The organism is Tsukamurella soli (genome assembly GCF_039541155.1).
Lineage (GTDB): Bacteria > Actinomycetota > Actinomycetes > Mycobacteriales > Mycobacteriaceae > Tsukamurella > Tsukamurella soli.
In genome coordinates, this window is record NZ_BAABFR010000025.1 from 1 (window position 1) to 17,842 (window position 17,842).

The 17,842-nt window shown below is 70.6% G+C and carries 13 protein-coding genes; 8 read left to right on the forward strand and 5 right to left on the reverse strand.

Features of this window, described 5'->3' with window-relative positions:
* Positions 1–203: 203 nt before the first annotated feature.
* Both ABD908_RS09920 and ABD908_RS09925 read left to right on the forward strand, forming a co-directional pair.
* Complete coding sequence (locus ABD908_RS09920; protein WP_344994644.1) at positions 204–1,361, forward strand: M20 family metallopeptidase; 1,158 nt, start codon at positions 204–206, stop codon at positions 1,359–1,361.
* Between the two features lie 42 nt (positions 1,362–1,403).
* Entirely contained in the window at positions 1,404–2,570 is a 1,167-nt protein-coding gene (locus ABD908_RS09925) for an amidohydrolase (RefSeq protein WP_344994508.1), read from the forward strand.
* A 313-nt stretch (positions 2,571–2,883) separates the two neighbouring features.
* Here the strand turns inward: ABD908_RS09925 and ABD908_RS09930 are convergent, their stop codons facing one another.
* Positions 2,884–3,369 carry a gamma-glutamylcyclotransferase family protein gene (locus ABD908_RS09930; protein ID WP_344994511.1) on the reverse strand — a complete coding sequence of 162 codons (486 nt, stop codon included), beginning with the start codon at positions 3,367–3,369 and terminating at the stop codon, positions 2,884–2,886.
* 85 nt (positions 3,370–3,454) lie between these two features.
* Between ABD908_RS09930 and ABD908_RS09935 the strand changes: the two genes are divergently transcribed.
* The 4 genes from ABD908_RS09935 (at position 3,455) to ABD908_RS09950 (ending at position 7,850) form a co-directional block, all read left to right on the forward strand.
* Positions 3,455–4,858 (forward strand): NAD(P)H-quinone dehydrogenase, encoded by a 1,404-nt coding sequence (locus ABD908_RS09935; RefSeq protein ID WP_344994514.1) that lies wholly within the window; start codon positions 3,455–3,457, stop codon positions 4,856–4,858.
* 126 nt (positions 4,859–4,984) lie between these two features.
* Positions 4,985–6,421, forward strand: a complete 1,437-nt coding sequence (locus ABD908_RS09940; protein WP_344994517.1) for a purine-cytosine permease family protein — start codon at positions 4,985–4,987, stop codon at positions 6,419–6,421.
* Positions 6,418–6,891 carry a nucleoside deaminase gene (locus tag ABD908_RS09945; RefSeq protein ID WP_344994521.1) on the forward strand — a complete coding sequence of 158 codons (474 nt, stop codon included), beginning with the start codon at positions 6,418–6,420 and terminating at the stop codon, positions 6,889–6,891. Before ABD908_RS09940 ends, ABD908_RS09945 begins: the two co-directional genes overlap by 4 nt.
* The gene (locus ABD908_RS09950; RefSeq protein WP_344994524.1) at positions 6,888–7,850 is read left to right on the forward strand and encodes an isopenicillin N synthase family dioxygenase; all 963 of its coding nucleotides are present in this window, start codon (positions 6,888–6,890) and stop codon (positions 7,848–7,850) included. Before ABD908_RS09945 ends, ABD908_RS09950 begins: the two co-directional genes overlap by 4 nt.
* Positions 7,851–7,878: 28 nt before the next feature.
* Here the strand turns inward: ABD908_RS09950 and glpK are convergent, their stop codons facing one another.
* Positions 7,879–9,384: a glycerol kinase GlpK gene (gene glpK / locus ABD908_RS09955; protein ID WP_344994647.1), complete on the reverse strand. Its 1,506-nt coding sequence runs from the start codon at positions 9,382–9,384 to the stop codon at positions 7,879–7,881.
* Between the two features lie 96 nt (positions 9,385–9,480).
* Here glpK and ABD908_RS09960 point away from each other — a divergent pair, with 96 nt between their 5' ends.
* Positions 9,481–11,244: a glycerol-3-phosphate dehydrogenase/oxidase gene (locus tag ABD908_RS09960; RefSeq protein ID WP_344994527.1), complete on the forward strand. Its 1,764-nt coding sequence runs from the start codon at positions 9,481–9,483 to the stop codon at positions 11,242–11,244.
* A gap of 19 nt (positions 11,245–11,263) precedes the next feature.
* Here ABD908_RS09960 and ABD908_RS09965 read toward each other — a convergent pair whose 3' ends face one another.
* The gene (locus tag ABD908_RS09965) at positions 11,264–12,220 is read right to left on the reverse strand and encodes an Lrp/AsnC family transcriptional regulator (RefSeq protein WP_344994530.1); all 957 of its coding nucleotides are present in this window, start codon (positions 12,218–12,220) and stop codon (positions 11,264–11,266) included.
* Between the two features lie 77 nt (positions 12,221–12,297).
* Here ABD908_RS09965 and ABD908_RS09970 point away from each other — a divergent pair, with 77 nt between their 5' ends.
* A complete protein-coding gene (locus ABD908_RS09970) occupies positions 12,298–13,767 on the forward strand; it encodes an amidase (RefSeq protein WP_344994533.1) in 1,470 nt (489 codons plus the stop codon).
* Here the strand turns inward: ABD908_RS09970 and ABD908_RS09975 are convergent.
* Positions 13,739–14,170, reverse strand: a complete 432-nt coding sequence (locus ABD908_RS09975; RefSeq protein WP_344994536.1) for a pyridoxamine 5'-phosphate oxidase family protein — start codon at positions 14,168–14,170, stop codon at positions 13,739–13,741. The genes ABD908_RS09970 and ABD908_RS09975 overlap by 29 nt on opposite strands.
* 185 nt (positions 14,171–14,355) lie before the next feature.
* A complete protein-coding gene (locus ABD908_RS09980) occupies positions 14,356–17,742 on the reverse strand; it encodes a pyruvate carboxylase (protein ID WP_344994539.1) in 3,387 nt (1,128 codons plus the stop codon).
* Positions 17,743–17,842: the final 100 nt, after the last annotated feature.

Sequence of the window (17,842 nt, forward strand, 5' to 3'; positions counted from 1 at the left end):
CGCGCAGGCGGCCGCGTCCGCCGACGAGCTGGTCCCCGTCGCGGTCGCGCGTGCCGCGGCCAACGCCGCCGCCGACGGACCCACGCTGGCGAAGATCAAGCGCGACCTGCACGCGCCGCTGCTCGGTTCACTGGCGGTGAGCACACCGCCGATGTCGTTCGGCTGACGTGACCGCCGTACCCGAGCGCGGGGCCGCCGTTGGGGTGGCTCGCCGCCTCGCCGCCGTGGTCGACCGGCACCGCGCCGACCTCATCGCCCTCAGCCACGACCTGCACCGCCACCCGGAGCTCGCGTTCGCCGAGCACCGCTCCAGCGCCGCGGTCGCGGAGGCGTTGGTGGCGGGCGGCTTCCAGGTGACCCGCAACGTGGTGGGCCTCGACACGGCGTTCGTCGCGCGGGCCGGCACCGGCGACCTGCGGGTCGGGGTGTTCGCCGAGTACGACGCGCTGCCCGGCCTCGGCCACGCGTGCGGGCACAACATGATCGCCGCGATCGCGGTGGGCGCGGGTCTCGCCCTCGCCGAGGTGGCCGACGAGCTCGGGCTCACCGTCGAGGTGTACGGCACGCCCGCCGAGGAGACCGGCGGTGGCAAGGTGCTGATGCTCGAGCGCGGCGCGTTCGACGGGCTCGCGTGCGCCGGGATGGTCCACCCGGGACCGGTCGACGTGGTCGGGGCCCGCTCGCTCGCGCTCGCCGACCTCGCCGTCGAGTACTCCGGCGTGGAGTCGCACGCGTCCGCGGCGCCGCACCTCGGGCGCAACGCCGGCGATGCCGTCACCGTCGCCCAGGTCGCGCTCGGGCTGCTGCGCCAGCACCTCGAACCCGGTCAGCAGCTGCACGGCATCGTCGCCCGCGGCGGCGACGCGCCGAACATCGTGCCCGCCTCCACCGAGCTGCTGTACTACCTGCGCGCGCGGTCCCGCGAGTCACTCGACCGGCTCTACGCCCGCGCCGAGGCCTGTTTCGCCGCCGGCGGGTTGGCCACCGGCTGCACGCACGCGGTCCGCGAGGTCTCGCCGCCCTACGCCGAACTCACCCCCGACCCGTGGCTCGCGGGCGCCTACCGCCGCGCCATCGAGGGCCGGGGACGGACGCCGATCGCGCCTGAATCGGAGGAGCACTTCCTGCTCGGCAGTACGGACATGGGTAACGTCTCCCGGGAGATACCGTCGCTCCACCCGACCATCGGGATCGATGCGGGCGGGGCGGTCACGCATCAGCCCGCGTTCGCCGCGGCGTGTGTGTCACCGTCGGCCGACCTCGGGGTGGTCGACGGTGCTGTCGCCCTCGCGGAGGCCTTCGCGGCGGCGGCCGCCGACGAGCAGCAGCGTGCACGGCTCGTGCGCGGCGCTCGTGAGTGAGATCGGGCCGGCCGGTGGCATCGGGATGAACGGAGGACAGGCGTGAACAACACGGCGCAGGTCGAGGACTGGCTGCGACGCAAGGGGGACTGGCTGCGCGAGTTCCGTCGCGACATCCACGCGCACCCCGAGCTGTCGTGGCGTGAGACCCGCACCACCGCAGCCGTGTTCGACGTGCTCACGGACGCCGGGCTCAAGCCCAGGCGGCTGTCCACCACGGGGCTGGTGTGCGATCTGGGCCCCGACGACGGACCGCGGGTCGCTCTGCGGGCAGACATGGACGCGCTGCCGATCCACGAGGACACCGGCCTGTCCTTCGCCTCGACCGAACCCGGCGTGTCCCATGCCTGCGGCCACGACCTGCACACGTCGGTGCTGCTCGGTGCGGGCCTGGCCCTGGCGGAGCTGCCCGAGCTGCCGGTGGGTGTGCGGCTGGTGTTCCAGCCCGCCGAGGAGGTGATGCCCGGTGGTGCGCTGTCCGCGGTCCGCGACGGCGTGCTCGACGGGGTGTCGCGGATCTATGCGCTGCACTGCGACCCGCGGATCGAGGCCGGCAAGGTCGGCGTCCGCGAGGGCGCGATCACATCGGCCGCCGACCACGTCGAGGTGGTGCTGCACTCCGCCGGCGGGCACACCTCCCGTCCGCATCTCACGTCCGACCTGATCTACGGGCTGGGCACGGTGATCGTCGGGCTGCCGGGCGTGCTGTCGCGGCGCGTCGACCCGCGGTCCGGCACCATCATGGTGTGGGGCGCCGCCAACGCCGGGTCGGCCGCCAACGCCATCCCGCAGGTCGGCGCCCTGCACGGCACCGTCCGGACCGGCGAGCACCACGTGTGGGAGACCCTCGAGCCGCTCGTGCGGGAGGCGGTCGACGGGATGCTCGGTCCGCTCCGGGTGAAGTACGAACTCAACTACAAGCGGGGCGTGCCGCCCGTGATCAACGAGGAGTACGCCACGTCGGTCATCGCCGCCGCGGTGCGGGCCGTCTCGGAGGACGCGCTCACCGACACCCCGCAGTCCGGTGGCGGCGAGGACTTCTCCTGGTACCTCGAGGACGTCCCCGGCGCGATGGCTCGGCTCGGCGTGTGGTCGGGCGAGGGGCGGCAGTACGACCTCCACCAGCCTGATTTCGTTGCCGACGAGCGTGCTCTCGCCGTGGGGGTCGAGGTGCTGGCAGGCATCGTCTTCGAGTCCGCACGGGACTGACCCCGCCGAGACCGACACGCATACGGCGCGCCTACCGGCTCCAGCCGGGGCGCGCCGCTCAGACGTCGACATCAGGGTGGCCACGATGGTCTCCGCGCCGGAAGATCGTCTCGAGCGCGTCCGCGACCCGGTGGAAGGCGTAGTGGACGCGCTGGTATGAGGTGAGGAAAGGCAGAAAGCCGAGTCTCCAGCCCCTCCATGGGCCGATCATGGCGTCGCGGCCGGGCTGCTCGTCGGGAGTTCTCCGGCCTGGGGATGGAGCGAAGTCCCTATCCAGCACCCGCCGGTAGGGGTTGACGCGGGCCCAGGGACGTCAGTCCGCCGCGGAGCCCGGACCGGGCCCGACGTTGCGGGACTCGCGGGTGCGCAGCGCCAGCACGTAGTCCGCGGGTGCCCCGGCGATCTCGGCGGCATCGGCCATCACGCCGAGGTAACGCGCCGAGGGCAGGCCGCCCTCGAACGCGTCGAGCACGTACAGCCAGGCGAGCTGTGAGCCGCCGCCCACCAGGTCCACGCGCGCCTTGACCTTCCGGTGGATGCCCAGCTCAGAGCCCTCCCACCGGTCCAGCGACGACTCGTCCTCGCTGGTCACGTCGTACAGCACCACGAACACCTGGGCGTCAGGATCGTCCAGATCCTCCGTAACGGTGGCGAGCGCGCCCTCCCAGCCGATGTCGCCGCCGCCGAACGTCAGGCGCCAACCGCGAAGCCATCCGGTCCCCGCCATCGGGGAGTGGGGTGCGCGTTCCGCCATCTGGTCGGGATGCATGTTCGAGCCATACGCAGCATAGATGGGCACGAGACGAACTCTAGCGGGCGACGCGCGATCGCGGTGCTCACCCTTAGTGGCCCGCGGCACCCCACGACCCGATACCGTTCTCGCCATGACCAACATCGTGATCATGGGCGGCGGACCGGCGGGTTACGAGGCGGCTCTGGTGGCGGTGGCGCACGGCGGGGACGTGACGCTCGTCGAGTCCGACGGTGTCGGCGGCGCGTGCGTCCTCTACGACTGCGTCCCGTCCAAGACGTTCATCGCGTCGACCGGGATCCGCACCGAGACCAGGCGGGCCGTCGACCTCGGGATCGACCTCCACTTCAGCGAGGTCGAGATCGATATCGCGAAGATCCACGGCCGCGTGAAGAGCCTGGCCGCCGCGCAGTCCGCCGACATCCGGTCGCGTCTCGCCGGGGAAGGGGTACGCATCCTGAACGGCCGCGCCTCCCTCACCGCGGCCAACCCCGGAATGGCGCAGCACACGGTGCTCGTCACCACCCCGTCCGGCGGCGAGGTCACGATCGAGGCCGACGTCGTGCTGGTGGCGACGGGCGCCTCGCCCCGCGTCCTCGACACGGCGCAGCCCGACGGCGAGCGGATCCTCACGTGGCGGCAGCTGTACGACCTCGACCGGCTCCCCACCCACCTGGTGGTGGTCGGATCGGGCGTCACGGGTGCCGAGTTCGTGCACGCGTACACCGAGCTGGGCATCAAGGTCACGCTGGTGAGCTCGCGTGATCGCGTGCTGCCGGGCGAGGACGAGGATGCGGCGCTGGTGCTCGAGGACGCCCTCGTCGACCGTGGCGTCACCCTGATGAAGAAGGCCTATGCGGCAGCGGTGGAGCGGACCGACGACGGCATCGTGGTCACCCTCACCGACGGGCGCACCGTCGTCGGCTCGCACTGCCTGATGACGGTCGGCTCGACGCCCAACACCCGCGACATCGGCCTCGAGGAGGTGGGGCTCGAGCTGGACAAGGGCGGGTACCTGCCCGTCGATCGCGTGTCCCGGACCAAGATCCCGGGCATCTACGCTGCGGGCGACTGTACGGGCGTGTTCCCGCTGGCATCCGTCGCCGCCATGCAGGGCCGCGTCGCGATGTACCACGCCCTGGGCGAAGGCGTGTCGCCGATCAAGCTCAAGACCGTGGCCTCCGCCATCTTCACCCGGCCCGAGATCGCCACTGTCGGCGTCTCGCAGGTGTCCATCGACAACGGCTCCTACCAGGCCCGCACCGTCATGCTGCCGCTGGCGACCAATCCGCGGGCCAAGATGAGCGGCACGCGGCGTGGCTTCGTGAAGATCTTCTGCCGCCCCAACACCGGCGTCGTGATCGGCGGGGTCGTGGTGGCGCCCAACGCCTCCGAGCTGATCCTCCCGATCGCCCTCGCGGTGCAGAACGGCCTCACGGTCGACGACGTCGCTCAGACGTTCTCGGTGTACCCCTCGCTGGCCGGCTCCGTCACCGAGGCCGCGCGACAGCTGATGCGGCAGGACGACCTGGCCTGAGCGGCAGGTCGCGCACGGCCGGCCGGTCCCTGCACTAGCGACTGGCGCGGGCACGAGCGTAACCAGCGTGTAACCACTTGGCGCTCCCGCTTGCGGTCCCGATGCGGCGCAGCACACTTACAAGGTATGACCACAGCGACACCTCCAACCGGAGAGCACCTCGACAGCGACCTGGGCTATGGCTCGAAGGTGCTCGCGGTCGAACCCGGTGCGGGGGAGTTCATCCCCGAGTCCGAGCGGCACGGCAGGCCCGTTCAGCTGGCCTGGACCTGGTCGTCACCCAACCTGGAGTTCGCCACCGTCTTCGTAGGTGTGCTCGCCGTGACGGCCTATGGGATGACCTTCTGGCAGGCCGTCGCCGCCGTCGCGATCGGGAACCTCCTCGGCTCGGCGACCCAGGGTGTGCTGTCGGCGCGTGGGCCGAAATACGGTGTGCCGCAGATGGTGCTGTCGCGGCTGAGCTTCGGCTACTTCGGTAACGCGTTGCCCGCCACGCTGATGTCGCTGATGTGCGGCGTCGGCTGGTTCGCCACCAACTCCACCTCCGGCGCCTGGGCGCTGTCCACGCTCACCCACCTGCGTCCGCTGCCCTGCCTGGCGATCGTGGTCGTGGTCCAGGTGTTCGTCGCGTTCGCCGGGCACAACCTCGTGCAGGCCTTCGAGCGCTACGCCTTCCCGGTGCTGGCGGTGATCTTCGTCGTTGCGGTGATCGTGGTGTTCGCCAAGTCGTCGCCCGGCGACGCGGCCCCGGCCGCCAAGGGGGTCGGCGGCATCGGCGGGTTCCTGCTCACCGTCGGAACGGCTTTCGGCTACACCGCCGGGTGGAACCCGTACGCCGCGGACTACACGCGATACCTCCCGTCCGCCACGTCGCGGCGCGCCGTCGGCTGGTCTGCGGCGATCGGCCTGTTCGTGTCCACCACGCTCCTGATGGCCGCCGGCAGCGCGAGCACGACCATCGCCGGGGCGTCCGGTCCCAACCCCACGGCCGAGTTCACGTCGACCCTGCCGTCCGTCCTCGCGCACCTGGTGCTGCTCGCGATCGTCGTGGGCGCGGTCGCGGCCAATGTGCTCAACGTGTATTCGGGATCGATGGCGTTCGTGGTCATCGGTATCACCGGTGGGGCACGGTTCGCCCGCGCAGCCATCGCGGTCGTGTTCGGGGTGGTCGGGTTCCTGGTGGCGTGGTGGGCGCTGCCGGACGCCGCGGCGTCGTACGAGAGCTTCCTGCTGATCGTGGCGTACTGGATCGGGCCGTGGCTGGGTGTCGTGATCGCGGACCAGTGGCTGCGGCGCGATCAGGCCGGCAAATCGTGGATCCTCTACGACCGTGCCTTCACCAACTGGGGCGGCGTCGGCGCGTTCCTGATCGGGCTCGTCGTCTCCGTGGCGCTGTTCAGCAATCAGGAGAAGTTCACCGGCGTGATCGCGAAGCAGGTGCCCCAGCTGGGAGACCTCACGTTCTTCGTCGGCTTCCTTATCGGAGGTGGGTTGTATCTGGCATTCGTGGCGTCATCGATCCGCGGCTCGCGACCCGGCGCCCACTCTAAGCTGGAAGCATGACAGGCGCAGTGACATCCGATACCTACGCGACCACCGAGGCCAAGCTCGAGGCTGCGCTCAACGAGGCCAGGCTCGGGTTCGGGGAGGGCGGGGTGCCGGTGGGTGCCGCACTGTTCGCCGCCGACGGGGCCCTACTGGGGCGCGGCCGGAACCGGCGCGTCCAGGACGATGATCCGTCGGTGCACGGCGAGACCGATGCCTTCCGGAACGCAGGGCGGCAGCGCGACTACCGGTCCACCACCCTGGTCACCACGCTGAGCCCCTGCTGGTATTGCGCCGGATTGATCCGGCAGTTCCGGATCGGCACGGTGATCATCGGCGAGGCACGGCATTTCGACGGGCAGCACGAGTGGTTGGCCGAGGCGGGTGTCGCGGTGACGGTGCTCGACGACGAGCGCTGCTTCGATCTGATGACCAGGTTCATCGCGAGGTACCCCGAGATCTGGAACGAGGACATCGGCGAGCTATGAGCGATTTCATCTGCACGATCGACCTCGCACAGTGGCGGGCCGGCGGGGCGGGCGCGGCCGCCGTGGAGGCGGCGGTGGACGAGGGCATGCAGCGTGCGGGTTTTCTTCTGGTGACCGGGCATTCGATCCCGGTGACGCTGGCTGCCGACGTGCGCGCCGCGGCCCGACGGTTCTTCGCCCTCGCCCCGGAGATCAAGGAGCGGTACGCCGCGAGTGTCGGCGAGCGCGGCTGGATCGGGCCGGGACGCGAGGCCAACGCCTACTCGGAGGGTGGCGAGACGCCGCCCGACCTCAAGGAGACCTTCGCGCTCGGCGCGTTCGAGCCGACCGGTGATGCGGCCGCAGACGCGCTGTGGTTCCTCCCCAACGTCTGGCCCGCCGAGGTGCCGGAGCTGGCCGTGCTACTCGGCGACTACCAGCAGCGCTGCCGGGAGGTGACCGCGGAGCTGCTCGCGCTGTTCGCGTCCGCACTGGGGCTGCCGCGGAATCCGTTCGCGGACTTGGCTGCTCACCCGACCTGGACCCTCAACGTCAATCACTATCCGTCGCTCGCCGATGTCGGCGAGCCCGAGCCGGGGCAGTTCCGGATCGGGCCGCACACCGACTTCGGGACGGTGACACTCCTCGATCGTGAGCCCGGTGTGGCCGGGTTGCAGGTGTACTCCGACGAGATCGGTTGGGCGGACGCACCGTTCGTCCCGGGCGCCCTGACCGTCAACATCGGCGACCTACTCGCGCACTGGTCCGCCGGGCGATGGTGCAGTGGCCGCCATCGAGTGCTCCCGCCGAGCCCCGCTGCGGCCCACGAGGATCTGGTGTCCCTGATCTACTTCGGCGAGCTCGACCACGACGCCCTGGTGCAGCCCCTGGCTCCGCCTCTCGGTCATCGCGCCGACCTCCCGGCCGTCACCTCGGGCGACTTCATCCGCGAGCGCCTCGACGCCATCACGATCGGCTGAGCCCACGGCACCCGGAGGCGGCAGGCGCTCACGCCCAGTCCAACGTCCGCTCCACGGCGCGGTTCCACTCGCTGTACAGGTGGGCCCGCTCGGCCTCCGCCATCTCCGGCAGCCATCGGCGGTCCTCCGCCCAGTTGGTCCGGATCTCGTCGAGCGTCCAGAACCCGGTCGCGTACCCGGCGGCGTACGCCGCCCCGAGCGCCGTCGTCTCGATGATCCGCGGGCGGATCACGGGTACGCCGAGGATGTCCGCCTGGAACTGCATCAGCGTGTCGTTGACCACCATGCCGCCGTCCACCCGCAGCTCGGTGAGCGCGATCCCGCTGTCGGCGTTCATCGCGTCGATCACCTCCCGCGACTGGAATGCGGTGGCCTCCAAGGCGGCCCGGGCCAGGTGTCGCTTGTCGGCGAACCGTGTGAGCCCGACGATGACGCCGCGCGCGTCCGGCCGCCAGCGCGGGGCGAACAGCCCGGAGAACGCCGGCACGATGTACACCCCACCGTTGTCGGGGACCTGCGCGGCCAGCGTCTCCACCTCGGGCGCCGACGAGATGATGCCGAGGTTGTCCCGCAGCCACTGCACCAGCGAGCCGCTCACCGCGACCGAGCCCTCGAGGGCGTACACCGTGGGGGCGTCGCCCAACCGGTAGCACACCGTGGTGAGCAGCCCGTGCTCGCTGAACACGGGGCGCTCTCCGGTGTTGATGAGCAGGAAATTGCCTGTGCCGTAGGTGTTCTTGGCCCCGCCCGGGTCCAGCGCAGCCTGGCCGAACATAGCCGCCTGCTGGTCGCCCAGGATCCCGGCGATCGGCACGCCGGCGAGCACTCCACGTGCCCGAACTGCGCCGTACACCTCTGCGCTGGAACGGATCTCGGGCAGCATCGCGGTCGGTACGCCGATCGCCGCACAGGTCTGCGCGTCCCACGCGCCGTCCGCGAGGTTCATCAGCATCGTGCGCGACGCGTTCGTGACGTCCGTGACGTGCAGCGGCCGCTCTGCGCCCGGGTCGGGGACGCGGCCGGCGGCGCCGGCCGGGCCTGCGTCACCGTCGTCGGTGAGGTTCCAGACCAACCAGCTGTCGATGGTGCCCGCGCACAGCTCGCCGGCCTCCGCGCGCTCGCGTGCCCCCGGCACGTTGTCGAGGATCCATGCGATCTTGGGGCCGGAGAAGTACGTCGACAGCGGCAGTCCGCAGCTCGCCTTGAACCTGTCGCGGTCGCCGGGTACGAGCGCCGCCTGGGCGAGTTCCTCGCAGAGCGCCTCGGTGCGCGTGTCCTGCCACACGATCGCGTTGTGGATCGGCTCACCCGTGGCGCGATCCCACACCACCACCGTCTCACGCTGATTGGTGATCCCGAGGGCCGCGATGTCGCCCGGCGTGAGGTCGGCTGTGGCCAGCGCGTCGGCGCAGACCTTGCGCGTGTTCACCCAGATCTGCGTGGCGTCGTGCTCGACCCAACCGTTCCGTGGGAAGATCTGGTCGTGTTCGCGCTGCTCGGCGGCGACGACGCGGGCGTTCCGGTCGAAGATCATGCATCGAGTGGAGCTCGTGCCCTGGTCGATCGCGGCGACGTATTGCGGACCCACGGAACTGTTAGCCACGAGACGATAGTTGCACGGTGAATCGCAATGGAACCTGCCAACCACGAAACCGCGACCGGATCGGCCACGCCGCTGTCGCCGGCGTATCGCACTGAGGCGTGGAAGAAGCTGGGCTCCACGGCCTTCGACGTGGTGGTGATCGGCGGCGGTGTCGTCGGTGCCGGTGCGGCGCTCGACGCCGCCACCCGCGGGCTCTCAGTGGCGCTGGTGGAGGCCCGCGACTTCGCGTCGGGGACGTCGTCCCGTTCCTCCAAGATGTTCCACGGCGGCCTGCGGTACCTCGAGCAGCTCGAATTCGGGCTGGTGCGGGAGGCGCTGCGCGAACGTGAGCTGTCGCTCTCCACGCTCGCGCCGCACCTGGTGAAGCCGCTACCGTTCCTGTTCCCCATCACCAAGCGCGGGTACGAGCGGCCGTATGTGGCCGCGGGGATGTTCCTGTACGACAGCATGGGCGGCGCGAAGACGGTGCCGGCGCAGAAGCATCTGACCCGCAGCGGGGCCCTGCGGCTGTTCCCGGGTGTCCGGCGCGACGCGCTGGTCGGCGGCATCCGGTACTACGACACCGTCGTCGACGACGCGCGCCACACGATGACGGTGGTCCGCACCGCCGCACACTACGGCGCGGTGGTCCGGACGTCGACGCAGGTGGTGGACTTCCTGCGCGAGTCGGACCGGGTCAGCGGAGTGGTGGTGCGCGACAGTGAGACCGGCGAGACCACCACGATCACCTCGACCGTGGTGATCAACGCGACGGGTGTGTGGACCGATGAGCTGCAAGCGCTATCGCAGCAGAAGGGCCGATTCCGGGTACGGGCGTCCAAAGGCGTCCACATCGTGGTCCCGCGCGACCGGATCGTGGGCGACGCGGCCCTGATCCTGCGCACCGAGAAATCGGTGCTGTTCGTGATCCCCTGGGGCCTGCACTGGATCATCGGGACGACCGACACCGACTGGCACCTCGATCTCGCACATCCCGCGGCGACGGCGAAGGACATCGACTACATCCTCGAACACGTCAACACCGTGCTCATCACCAAGCTGACCCGCGACGACATCAGCGGCGTCTACGCGGGCCTCCGGCCGCTGCTGGCCGGCGAGTCCGACGAGACGTCCAAGCTGTCGCGGGAGCACGCTGTCGCGGCCGTGGCGCCCGGCCTGGTCGCGATCGCGGGCGGCAAGTACACGACGTACCGGGTGATGGGCGCCGACGCTGTGGATGCGGCCGAGCAGTTCCTGCCGTACAAGGTCCCGGCGTCGTGCACGGCCAAGGTGCCGCTGGTCGGGGCGGACGGTTACTTCGCCCTCACCAACCAGACGGCCTCGATCGCGAACGAGCACGGCGTACACCCGCACCGGGTGACGCATCTGCTGGACCGGTACGGCTCGCTGGTGGGGGACGTGCTCGCGTTCGCCGACGCCGACCCGGGGCTGCTCGAGCCGCTGCGCGGCGCGCCGCAGTACCTGCGGGTCGAGGCCGTGTATGCGGCGGCGGCCGAGGGCGCGCTGCATCTCGAGGACATCCTGGCCCGGCGCACACGCATCGCCATCGAGTATGCGCACCGGGGACTCGAGTGCATGGCGGAGGTCGCCGACCTCGTCGCGCCGATCCTCGGCTGGGACGATGCGCAGGTCGCGCGCGAGCTCGAGGTGTACCGGGCGCGTGTGGAGGCCGAGATCGAGTCGCAGATCCAGCCCGACGACGAGGCCGCGGACGCACTCCGGGCGGCTGCGCCGGAGGCACGGCGGGAGATACTCGAGCCCGTTCCGGCTCCGGGGGCGCGGCTGACATAGCGGTCGGGAGGCGGGCGCGTCAGGCGACCACGACGCCGCTCGTCTTCACGGCCTGGATCACGAGGCACGTGTCGAGGGCCGTCGCGAACTCGGACCATGGGGCCGAGGTGATGACGTCGTAGACGCCCTGCAGCGAGGGCAGCGCGAGTTCGGCGACGATCTGGTCATTGCCCATGAGCGCCGCCGCGTACCGGACGTACGGCGACTCGACCAGCGCTGCGGCGGTGGCGTCCACCTGAGCGGGCGGGGTACGGATCCACAGCATGACGGACGTGCTGTAGCCGAGCGCGCGGGCGTCGACCACGGACCTGATGTACACCTGCCCGTCGCGGCGGAGCGCCTCGACGCGTCGGCGCGCCGTCGGTTCGGACACTCCGACCAGTCGGCCGAGCTCTTCATATGTGCACCGGCCGTTGTCGTGGAGGGCTTTGATGATGGCGCGGTCCCGCGGCGTGGTGGTCGGCCGGTCCAGCTGGCGCGGCGGTATCGGCGGGGGAGTGATCGCTCCGAGCCGGTCCTGTTCCGCCTCGGTCAGCAGATTCGGCCGCCACTCGTGGACGGTGCGCAAGTACCGGAGCACGGGCGCGGTGGTCATGGACACGACGCCCGGGATGGTAGGTAGGGCCTCGAGCAGGAACTGTGCCCTCGTGTCGGGCGGCGCGATCACCTCGGCGACACAGTCCGTCGAGCCGGTGACCAGGTATGCGAACGTGGTGTCCTCGCGCGCGGCCAGCGCGCGCGCCGTCAGGCGCGAGCTGCCGGGCGTGCACCGCACCCGCACGACCAGCGAGTCGCCCCGTGGCGCGAGGCCGGACACCCGCACCGTCCCGTCGCTGAGCAGGGCGGTCCCGCGCCGCGTCACCGTCCGCTCGGGAGCGTCGAGCGCGAGGGCGATGGCGCGCCAGGATGCGCGTCCGTCGATCTGCAACGCACCGACGATCCGGCGGTCCAGAGCATCCAGGCAGGTTGAACTCATTCGCCAAGAGTATGGCGGATTCCGTCACTTCCACTAGATCATATGCCCACAAGAGTCATACGCCGTTTACTGAGTCCATGCCACTCAACGAGATCTGCGATCGACCGGCCGTCGAGCAGGCCGCTCTGCTGCGCAACCGCGAGATCTCGGCGGTCGAGCTCCTCGACCTCCACCTCGAGCGGATCGCCGCAGTGAACGGTGTCGTCAACGCCGTCGTCACCCTGGTCCCCGATGATGCCCGCGCCCGCGCCCGGGAGGCGGATCGCCGCCTCGCGGCGGGCGAACCCGTCGGCCCGCTGCACGGCCTGCCCGTCGCCTGCAAGGACACCCACGACACCGCCGGGATCCGCACGACCTTCGGTTCACGAGCGCTCGCCGACAACGTCCCGGAGGCCGACGAGCTGATCATCGAACGCATCCGCGGAGCCGGGGCGGTGGTGTTCGGCAAGACCAATGTCCCCGAATTCGCCGCCGGTTCGCACACGTTCAACGACGTGTTCGGCGTGACACGCAACCCGTACGACCCGAACCGGTCCGCGGGCGGGTCGAGCGGCGGGGCGGCCGCGGCGCTCGCCGCCGGCATGACGTCCGTCGCGGACGGAAGCGATATGGGCGGATCACTGCGCAACCCGGCATCGTTCTGCAATGTCGTCGGCCTGCGGCCGTCCCCCGGTCGCGTGCCCAGCTGGCCCACCGCCGTGCCGTGGGCCACGATGGGGGTGCAGGGTCCGATGGGCCGCACCGTCGCCGACACGGCGCTGCTGCTGTCGGCGATCGCGGGGCCGGACCCGCGCTCACCGATCGCGATCGACGGCGACCCCTCGGTCTTCGCCCGCCCGCTCGCGACCGATCTGACCGGGATGCGCATCGCCTGGTCACCGGATCTGGGTGGCGCCGTTCCCGTCGACGGGGCGGTGCGGGATGCGCTCGCCCCGCAGATCCCGGTGTTCGAGCAGCTCGGCGCCACGATTCAGGAGGCGTCGCCGGACTTCGGCGGGGCGGAGGAGGTGTTCCGCACCCTGCGGGCGTGGCAGTTCCACCGGATGCTGGGTGAAGTGGTCGAGCGTTCTCCCGAGCTGTTCAAGGACTCCCTGAAGTGGAACATCGACGTCGGCCGGGCGCTGAGCGGCCCCGATGTCTCGCGCGCCGAGCAGTTGCACGGCCGCCTGTTCGAGCGGGTGCGGAGGTTCTTCGAGCGCTACGACGCTCTGCTGCTGCCGACGGTGCAGGTGCTTCCGTTCCCCGCCGAGCAGGAGTTCCCGGTCGAGATCGACGGGGTGCGCCAGGAGACCTACCTGGATTGGATGAGGTCGGTCTACTTCGTGTCGGCCACCGGGTGCCCGGCCCTGTCGGTGCCTGCCGCGTTCAGCCCGGAGGGCCTGCCGGTCGGACTGCAGATCGTCACCGCGCACCGCGCGGAGCTGACGGCGCTCGACGTGGGCCACGCCTTCGAACAGGCCACCCGCGTCGGCGACCGCCGCCCCGACCTCGTCGCCCTCGGCCTCGAGGCGCCGGACGTCAGCCGTCTTCCGAGAAGCCCTGAGTGATCCACCGATCGGGGCGGACGGTGAACAGCACCGAGTCGGACCCGTCCATCGCGTCGACGAAGGCGCGCCCCGCCTCCGGGCCGAGGTATCGCACCGCGATCTCCTCGCGAGCTTCCCGCGGCGTGGGGGTGACGGCGTCGACCACCGAGCCCTCGACGGTGACGTACTGGTACGGCAGCTCCTCACGCTGGACGGTGAGGGTCACTGCTCCGGCGGCCCGGATGAGCCGCGCTTTGCGGGACCCGGAACCGGTGTTGATGCGGATGACCCCGCCGGGGGAGTAGTCGTACCAGATCGGGACCGCAGCCGGCGGCCGTCCGTCGGTCGTTGCCACGGATAGCACGGCGATGTGCCGGTCCGCGAGGAAATCCTGACGCTCTGTCTCCGTGAATCGTCTCGACATGCGTCGGCAAACGCCGGGCGGTATGGGATTATTCCGGTCGCTCGGTATCGGTCGCCTCGGGTCTCGGTACTCGATCCGCGTATGGGCTCGTCTCGGTCGTGCAATGCGCCCGGTGTTCCGTCGGCCTACGGAACTGTATCCAGGATTCCGATCACCCCCTGTGGTCGACGTCACGAGCATTGCAGCTATTCGATGACGACCACGAGGTCTCCGCCGTCGACCTGGGTCGCGCCGGCGAGGACTACCCGGGTGACGGTACCGGCGACCGGCGCCGTGATGGCGGCCTCCATCTTCATCGCCTCGATGGCGCCCACCTGGTCGCCGACCTGCACCTCGGTGTCGGCGGCCACCGTCGGGGTCACCACCCCCGCGAACGGCGCCGCGACGTGCCCCGGCTTGGACCGGTCGGCCTTCTCGGCGAGCGGTACATCCGCGGTGACCGAGCGGTCCCGCACCGACACCGTCCGGAGCTGACCATTGAGCTGGCAGACCACGGTGCGCATCCCGTGCTCGTCCGGGGCACCGATGCCCTCCAGCTTGATCAACAGCTCCACGCCCGTCGCCAGCTGCACCCGATGCTCCTCGCCCGGCCGTAGGCCGTAGAGGAACTGATTGGTCGACAGCTTCGACACGTCGCCGAACTCAGCGCGGTGCGCGGTGAACTCGCGCATCGGGCCCGGGAACAACAGCCGGCTGAGCGACGCGCGGCGCTGCTCCGACGTTCCGGTCAGCTCCGCTGCCTCGGCTTCGGGGACCTCGTTGATCGGCCCCGGGCCGCCGGCCCGCCCCTCCAGCGCGCGGGTGCGCAGCGGCTCCGGCCAGCCGCCGGGCGGGGTGCCCAGTTCGCCGCGCAAGAACCCGATCACCGAGGCCGGGATGTCGTAGTGTGCCGGATCGGCGGCGAACTCGTCGGCGGATACGCCGGTGCCGACCAGCGCGAGCGCCAGGTCGCCGACCACCTTCGAGCTCGGTGTCACCTTGACCAGCCGACCGAGCATCCGGTCGGCCGCCGCGTAGGAGTCCTCGATGGCCTCGAACCGCTCCGCCAGCCCGAGCGCAGAGGCCTGCTGCCGCAGGTTGGACAGCTGCCCGCCGGGGATCTCGTGGTGGTACACACGTCCGGTCGGCGCCCGCAGGCCCGACTCGAACGGTGCGTACATCAGGCGCACGGCCTCCCAGTACGGCTCCAGTGCGCACACCGCGTCCAGGTCGAGGCCGGTGTCGCGGTCGGTGTGCGCGGCGGCGGCGACGATCGACGACAGCGACGGCTGGCTGGTGGTGCCGGATAGCGGCGCGGCAGCACCGTCGACAGCATCGGCACCTGCGTGCCACGCCGCCAGGTAGGTGGCCAGCTGACCGCCCGGAGTGTCGTGGGTGTGCACGTGCACCGGCAGGTCGAACTCGCTGCGCAACGCCCGCACCAGCCGGTCCGCTGCGGCGGGACGGAGCAGCCCGGCCATGTCCTTGATCGCCAGCACGTGCGCGCCCGCCCGCACGATCTGCTCGGCGACGCCCAGGTAGTAGTCCAGCGTGTACAGGCTCTCCCGCGGATCGGCGAGGTCACTGGTGTAGGAGAGCGCGCCCTCTGCCAACGCGGTGTTGGTGGCCAGCACCGCCTCGATCGCCGGCCGCATCTGCTCGACGTCGTTGAGGGCGTCGAAGATCCGGAACACGTCCACGCCGGTCGCCGCAGCCTCGGCCACGAACGACTCGGTGACCTGCTGCGGGTACGGGGTGTAGCCCACGGTGTTGCGCCCGCGCAGCAGCATCTGCAGGTTGATGTTCGGGATCGACTCCCGCAGGCTCGCCAGCCGCGCCCACGGATCCTCGTGCAGGAACCGCAGCGCAACGTCATAGGTCGCGCCGCCCCACGCCTCGATCGACCACAGCTGCGGCGTCATCCGGGCGACGTACGGGGCGACCCCGTCCAGCGCGGAGGTTCGCACCCGGGTCGCGAGCAGGGACTGGTGCGCGTCGCGAAAGGTGGTGTCGGTGACCGCGATCGCGCTCTGCGCCCGCAGCTCGGCGGCGAACCTCGCCGGCCCGAGCCGGTGCAGCCGGTCTCGCGAGCCCTCCGCCGGCGCCGCCGTCAGATCGGCGACCGGCAGCTTGTCCGCCGCGTACAAGGCTGTTGGCCGATCGCCGTGCGGCTTGTTGACGGTGACGTCGGCAAGGTAGCGCAGGATCTTGCTGGCGGTGTCGCCCGAGCCGCGGGTAGTCGACAACTCCGGCCGCTGCTCGATGAATGACGTGGTCACCCGGCCCGCGGCGAAGTCGGGGTCGGCGAGCACGGCGCGCAGGAACGGGATGTTGGTGTGTACGCCGCGAATGCGGAACTCGACCACCGCGCGTCGGGCGCGGATGATGGCGGTCTCCAGATCCCGGCCTCGACAGGTCAGCTTGACCAGCATGGAGTCGAAGTGCGGGGAGATCTCCGCACCCACCGAGGTGCCGCCGTCCAGCCGGATCCCGGCGCCGCCCGGAGTGCGGTATGCGGTGACCCGTCCGGTGTCGGGGCGGAAACCGTCGGCGGGGTCCTCGGTGGTGATGCGGCACTGCAGCGCCGACCCGCGGAGCGTGATCGCGTCCTGGGAAAGACCCAGCTCGGGAAGCGTGGAGCCCGAGGCGATGCGCAGCTGCGTGGCGACCAGGTCCACGTCGGTCACTTCCTCGGTGACCGTGTGCTCGACCTGGATGCGCGGGTTCATCTCGATGAACACATGCCGCCCGTCCGGCGCCACGAGGAATTCGACGGTGCCGGCGCAGCTGTAGCCGATGGCCCGGGCGAACGCGACCGCGTCGTTGCACAGCCGCTCACGCAGCGTCGGATCGAGGTTCGGTGCAGGGGCCATCTCGATGACCTTCTGATGTCGGCGCTGCAGCGAGCAGTCCCGCTCGTACAGGTGGATGACGTTGCCAGCATCGTCGGCGAGGATCTGCACCTCGATGTGCCGGGGGTCGATCACCGCCTCCTCGAGGAAAACGGTGGGATCGCCGAACGCCGACTCCGCCTCGCGGGCGGCCGCCTCGATGGCGTCGCGCAGGGCGCTCGGCTCCGCGACGCGGCGCATGCCGCGCCCGCCGCCACCGGAGACCGCTTTCACGAACACCGGGAAATTCATCTCGGCAGCGGCGGCGAGCAACTCCTCCGGATCCGCCGATGGTGCCGAGGAGGCCAGTACCGGCAGTCCGGCGGCGCGGGCGGCGGCGATCGCGCGGGCCTTGTTGCCCGTCAGTTCGAGCACGTCCGCGGGCGGACCGATGAAGGTGATGCCCCGTTCGGCGCATGCGGTTGCGAGCGCCGGGTTCTCCGACAGGAAACCGTATCCGGGATATACTGCGTCGGCGCCGGCGGATTCGGCCACCTGCAGGATCTTGTCCACCGACAGGTAGGCGCGTATAGGGTGCCCCTCCTCGCCGATCTGATACGCCTCATCCGCTTTGAGTCGATGGGGCGAATTCCGATCCTCGTAGGGATACACGGCCACGGTGCGCGCACCGCATTCCACCGCTGCTCGGAACCCGCGGATTGCGATCTCACCGCGGTTCGCTACCAGGATTTTGTTGAACATATATTCGTTACCACTGTCTGTCGTGAGCCGTTAATGGGAGTCGAGTACGTTCCGCGCCACGCACGGTGTGGGGTTGGGCGTCAGCGGAACGGCGGTATCC